Below are 6,760 nucleotides of genomic sequence, written 5' to 3'. Positions count from 1 at the left end.
ATCTTGATACTAAAGAACTTCGGTTTTACAATCGTATTGAAGGTTTACAAAACAATACGGTCTTAGGGATGAGTTATCATCAGGGCAATTTATGGTTGGCACTAGACAAAGGAATTGACAAACTTGATCTTGATTCACCTTTAAAATTCTTTACAGATCATTCTGGCGAACTAGGCGCAGTCTATGATATCGAAGAGTTTAAGGCTAAAACTTATCTGGCTAGTAATACAGGCGTACACACTTTTCAAAATGGAAAGATGAGATTGCTGGAAGGAAGTCAGGATCATGTCTGGAACCTTGAAATTGTTGATGATCAACTTTTTGTGAATCATAATACAGGTATTTATCAGGTACAAAATGATCAATTCATTCCAGTTAAGAAAAGAACGGGTAGTTTCTGTATAGTGCAAGTTCCCGGGAGTGAAAGCCTTTATTTACTGGGAGAGTATACGGGAATTAGTATCTACGATCAAATTACCGGAAAGGTAAGGGAAATAGAAGGAGTGAACTTTCCAGTGAAGCAAATTGTATTTGAGAATGATGAGGTACTTTGGGCAGCTCACCCTTACGAAGGTTTGTACCGAATAACGCATAATAATTTTCAAAATGTAGAAGTCCAGAAACTTCCGGCATTAGGAGAAACTGAAAACTACAGAGTAAACTTATATAAACTGAATGGCCAGATCATTTGCTTTGTCAACGCGAACTGGTACAGGTATAATCCATTTAAGGAGACTTTTGAAGAATTTAAAGAATTCAAAGATCTTAAAGGTTTTAGGTTACTTCAGGATACTAGCGATTACTTTGTCTTTAATAATGAGGAAGATGGAAGTATACTATTTACAGACTTCGATAAAAGCAAACTTGCACTTTCTGCAAGTCTTCTGGATAACAGGTTAGTGAAGGCAAATGAAAATTTAATCAGACCGAATGACTCTACTTATTATATAACACTCAATGATGGCTTCGCGAAACTCGACTTTTCTGCCTTTCAAGTGATGGATTCCGAAGAATGGGAATCGGTGGCATTTATAAAGAAGTTCGGTGATAATGATGATTACTATGATCTTACTTCTTCTCCAACCTTGAAGTACAGAACATCAGGAAATATTAGGGTACAGGTTGGAGCTCCAGATCTTAATCTGGATGAGCTTTCATATAGACTTAAAGGAGAGGAAGAATATACAGGTAAAATAGGTAGTGACGGCTGGTTAAATCTTCGAAACCTCTCTTATGGTGATTATGCATTGGAGATCATTCATGAAAGTGAGCAGGATAGCGAGAAAGTACTGGCGAAGTACTCCTTTGCAATAGCTCCTCCATGGTATTTATCTGCCTGGATGAAAGCCTTGTATGTATTGCTTTTTATAGCTCTTATAGCCGTAGTCTTTCTAATTAACCGAAAAAAGCTGAGAAAGCATCAGCAGAAGCTGGAAGAAAAATTTGAAAATGAGCATCAGGAAAGATTAGCAAGAATAGAGCACGATCGCCTGGTTAATGAAATTGATCTGAAAAGAAAAGAACTGGCGAATACTACCATGATGGCAGCAAAGAAGAATGAGGTTCTTATGGAAATACAGAGTGAGCTTTCCAAAGATCAAAATTCATTCTCCAACCAGTATCGAATGAAACATATTATGAACAAGATCAATGCGGCTGTGAAAAGTAAAGATGAATGGAAAGTCTTTGAAACTAACTTTAATGAAGTTCATGAGGATTTTTTTAAGGATATTCTTGCCGAGTATCCAAAACTATCTAGTAAGGATCTCAAACTTTGTTCTTACTTAAAAATGAATTTAAGCTCGAAAGAAATTGCTCCATTAATGGGGATTTCTGTTCGGGGTGTTGAGGTTCACAGATATCGCTTACGAAAGAAAATGGCGCTCGAAAGCGATGTGAATTTGACAAAATTCCTGATAAAGAATTTCTAAATTATCAGTAAATAGTCATAAATTTTACAAAATTTAAGTACTACAACACTACATCAACTCCAAAAGCTTTTAATTTCAAATTACTTCAAAACTAATGCAGGCCTTTATTAATTAGGTAGTTACACTGGTTTTTTACTTGAAGTAGTAGATGTGTACTATAACGTTTGCGTAAAATTTGAGCTTGGATGTATATTGTGACTTCAAATAAGCATAAACACCCAACAAGTATGAAGGTAAAATTACTATTAGCCTGTGTGATTTTTGGAGTATGTTCTGTACTCGCTCACGCACAGCAAACAAAAACCATTTCTGGTATTATTACAGACACAGGAGGTGTTCCATTACCAGGTGCAGAAATTAAAGTAACAGATAAGGATATTTTTGATGTTACAGACTTCGATGGTAACTTCAGCCTCGAAGGTGTCGAAGAAGGTGATACATTCAGAGTTACTTTCTTAGGATTTAAACAACAAACCATTCAGGTTACTTCTAATAATGAATACAATATTTCTCTGGAAGAAGATGCTGGTCAATTAGACGAGGTTGTAGTAGTTGGATATGGTACTCAGAAGAAAAGAGACCTTACCGGAGCGATCGTTTCAGTAGATTCCGAAGAAATTGAAAAAACTCCTACTTCGAACGTGATGCAGTCATTACAAGGTAAAGTTTCTGGTGTGCAGATAGTAAGTGCTGGTTCTCCGGGCAATTCGCCTACAGTAAGAATTAGAGGTCTTGGTACTTACCAGGATGCAACTAATGTACTTTATGTAGTAGACGGTACATTATATGACAATATCGATTTCCTGAATACAAAGGATATCAAGTCAATAAACATTCTAAAAGATGCTTCTTCTTCCGCTATATATGGAGTAAGAGCGGCTAACGGGGTAGTAATCATCGAAACCAAGTCTGGTAAGAAGAATCAGAAGCCTCAAATTGAGTATGACGGTTACACCGGGATACAACGAGCTCAGAACGTTCTGAAAATGGCAAATGCCGAGCAGTTTACTACGATGGCGTACGAATCTGGTTCTGCTCCAGATGTACAATTTGTATTAAACGCTATGGAACGTTATGGTCGTAGCAGGATTAATCCTAATGTACCTGCGGTAAATACAGATTGGTATGAAGAAGTTCTTCGTGATGGGATTATTCAAAACCATAGTATTGGAATCACCGGGGGGGCAGATAAAGTAACTTACTCCTTAGGAGCCAATTATTTCGGACAGGAAGGGATTCTTGATATGAAAAACGAATATGAAAGATTCAACCTTAGATCTAAGATTGATGTAGACGTTACAGATCGTTTTAAAGCCGGGGTGAATACGGTTTTCAGTAATGCTACAAAATATGATCCCGAAAATGCAGCGTGGTTTAAATCATATTTCGCGGTACCAATTATGCCGGTGCTTGATCCTACGAATATAGATGCGCAGCCAATTCCTTATGCGAATGCTCAAAACCTGGGTTACCGTGGAACGCAGAATCCATTTACAGATCTTACTTTTAATGAGAACAGGCTTAAGATTAGAAAGATTTTAGCCAGTGTATATTTTCAATATGAGGTGATTCCTGAATTACTTGATTTCAAAACGACCTATAGTCACAACTATTCAGCACTGGAAGAGCGTTATGTAGATCTTCCATATACTTTAGGAAATAATGTAGAAAGAAGATCAAGTATTAGAAGAGTAAACAATACTTTTTCAAATCAATACTGGGATAATATCCTAACTTATCAAAATGAGTTTGGCGACCATGATCTTACCGTGATGGCTGGTGCTTCTTATCGTGATGAGGCAAGCAATGGTTTTTCTGCAACAGGAACCGATATCGCAGGTATTAAACTTGAATCAAGCTGGTATCTGGATTTTGCAGATAATGAGTCTTTTAATAATAACGTAAGTGAAATCGGAAGAAGATATTACGGGATCTCCTACTTCGGAAGAATCGCTTACAATTTTGATGATAAGTATCTTCTCTACGGAACTTTTAGAGCAGATGGTTCTTCAAAATTTACCAAAGATCCATGGGGTTATTTCCCTTCAGTTGGAGCTGGTTGGGTAATTTCTGAAGAAGACTTTATGGAGGATAACGGAGTTGTCGATTTTCTGAAGCTCAGAGCGAGCTGGGGAAAACTGGGTAATGATAATGTTGCTGCCAGTGATGGATCAAATACCATTGAAGTAATTACTGCTGCTCTTGGTGAACAACCGGTTTCAGGAATAACTTCTACCAGTGTGTTCTCTAACAATACCTGGGAAATAATAGAAGAAAAGAACTTCGGTCTTAATATTGAAGCTTTAGATAACAGGTTATCCATTGATGCCGATTACTATATAAGAGATACCAAAGATGCCATTCTTCCGGTATTCATTCCTATAATCAACAGAAGTGTAAATCAAAATTCTGGAGTAATCAGGAACGAAGGCTTGGAATTAGCTGTGAATTGGAATCAATCTGTAAATGATGATTTCAGTTATAGAATTGGTGCAAACTTTACTACTATTAATAATGAAGCGTTAGAAATAGCTAATGAAAGTGGTTATATAGATTCTGGTTCAGCAGAATTTCGTCAAAGAACACAGGAAGGTGGTCCTCTTTTCGCCTTTTATGGTTATGAGAGAACCGGAGTTTACCAGAATCAGGCCCAGGTTGACGCAGATCCAATTGCTGTTAACAACGGTCTTGTTCCCGGAGATCTTATTTTCAAGGATCAGAATGGTGATGGTGTCATTGACGATGCCGATAGAGTTATTCTTGGATCGTTTCTTCCGGATTTCACTTTTGGTGGAAATATAGGATTCAACTATAAGAATTGGGATTTCTCCACAAGTTTTTATGGACAGGTTGGGAACGAAATCCTAAATCGTAAAAGAGGGGAGATCATTTTCACCAATGATACGAACATGGATGCCGATCTTGCTATTAACAGATGGCATGGTGAAGGTACAAGCAATACGTATCCATCATCTGCAGGATTGCGTAAGGTGTGGAACCAGAAACTGAGTGACTTCTGGGTAGAAGAAGGAGATTTCTTCAGAATTCAGAATATCCAGTTTGGCTATACGATCGAGAGTCCTTCACTACCTCAAACCAGACTGTATTTTACAGCTGAAAGACCTTTCACTTTCTTTGATTACAATGGTTTTGATCCTGAAGTATCAAATGGAGTAGACAGACAAACCTATCCTATACCTTCGGTATATACTATTGGATTAAACATTAAAATTTAAAAAAAAACACGATATGAAAAGAATTGATAGATCAGTAATTCTTGGCGTATTTTCTATGCTTTTCCTTGCTACTGCAATTTCGTGTAGCGATAAGCTGGATACGCGGGAAGGTCAGCTAAATACTGGCGACCTCGATTATACAAATACCAGTGATATGATCCAGCCTGTAATTGGAGCCTATTACGAATTTACCACCAGAGGTTGGGAAGAACCGTTACTTCTTGGAGTTAGAGGAGATGATGTGAACGCCGGAGGAGAAGGGGATCAACAGCCATTTTCTGCAACAGACCAATTTACATACGATAAGGATTACTGGATGTACAACTCTCTTTGGAATGTACATTATAATGATATCGTAAATATGAATACGGCAATCCTTCAGGTAGAATCTTTTAAAGAGTTTGCTGAAGGAGATGATATAGCTAAAGCAGATCAGTATATTTCTGAGATCAGTGTGCTTCGAGCATGGTTTCATTTGAACCTTGCAAGAACCTGGGAAGATGTATTCATCATTACTTCAAATCAACCGGCTAGTGAAGTAGAAGCTGGACCAGCTTCTAAAGCTGAAGTAATGCAGTGGATCGTAGATCAAATGGAGGAAGCGATCCCGAATTTGCCAGATATGAGACCTAACCAGAGAACAGATATTCCTGGTGGAGTTACCAGGTATACGGCTTTGGCCATTCAGGCTTTAGCTTATCAGGAATTAGAGGATTATCAGGGTGTTGCGAATGCTACAGGACAAATCATTAATAATGGAGGTTTTTCTCTGTACAATGATTTTTACCAGTTATTTAAAAAACCTGGAGAGCTGAGTGATGAAAGTCTTTTGGAGATGCAATATTCAGATTTTGGTCAGGAAAGTGGTGGAGAAGTTTATCATCTATACGCACCATTCGGACCTTCTAACTGGACACCTGCAAGAGAAAATGCTAGTAGTGGTTGGGGATTCTATGAGCCAAGCATGAAGTGGATCGAGTTTATGATAGATAGAGGAGAAGAAAGACGTCTCGAAACTTCAGTTCTATTTACAGACAGAGGTATAGCTGCTTTAGAGGCAAACGGTGTAAGTGTACCAGGTTTTATAGATAATACTACAGAGTCTGGTGATGTGATCAATGATTATGCACGTGCACTTTTTGCTAGCGGAAAACACTATTTACCTTCAGTACAACTTACCGATGGTAGAAATGATTATGGTGCCGGAAAGAACAGTCTCGTAATTAGATATGCTGAAGTTTTATTGATGTATGCAGAAGCCGTAACTCAGGGTGCTTCAGCTACAGCCATTTCAGCAGATGAAGCGGTGAACCTGGTTAGGGAACGAGCAGGACTTTCATCACTCTCCGGAGTAACTACTCAGGATGTGATCGATGAGAAGTTCGCTGAATTAGCCATGGAATGGGGTAATAGATATTATGACTTGATAAGATTAGATCTATATGATGAATTAAGTTATGACGGTAGAAATTTCTCTGCAGCCAATGAGTATTTACCTTATCCACAAGCTCAGGTTGATGCCTTGCCGCTTAACGCAACCTCTGTTGACAGGAATACGGTTATGAATGAGATTTTGAACCAATTAAACTAAGT

General features: G+C 38.0%; 3 protein-coding genes. All 3 read left to right on the top strand.

Translation table 11 applies throughout. The annotated features are described in order from the left end of the window. Window positions 1-1,931: LuxR C-terminal-related transcriptional regulator (locus tag QZ620_RS05725; protein WP_295179916.1), on the top strand; the 1,931-nt coding region annotated here is incomplete at its 5' end. A gap of 227 nt (window positions 1,932-2,158) precedes the next feature. Beyond that, window positions 2,159-5,167 (top strand): TonB-dependent receptor, encoded by a 3,009-nt coding sequence (locus tag QZ620_RS05720; RefSeq protein WP_295179914.1) that lies wholly within the window; start codon window positions 2,159-2,161, stop codon window positions 5,165-5,167. Between the two features lie 13 nt (window positions 5,168-5,180). Then, window positions 5,181-6,758 carry a RagB/SusD family nutrient uptake outer membrane protein gene (locus QZ620_RS05715; RefSeq protein WP_295179912.1) on the top strand — a complete coding sequence of 526 codons (1,578 nt, stop codon included), beginning with the start codon at window positions 5,181-5,183 and terminating at the stop codon, window positions 6,756-6,758. Window positions 6,759-6,760: the final 2 nt, after the last annotated feature.

Origin of the sequence: uncultured Christiangramia sp., from assembly GCF_913046405.1 — a bacterium.
Lineage (GTDB): Bacteria > Bacteroidota > Bacteroidia > Flavobacteriales > Flavobacteriaceae > Christiangramia > Christiangramia marina.
This window is presented reverse-complemented; position numbering and strand designations above follow the sequence as displayed.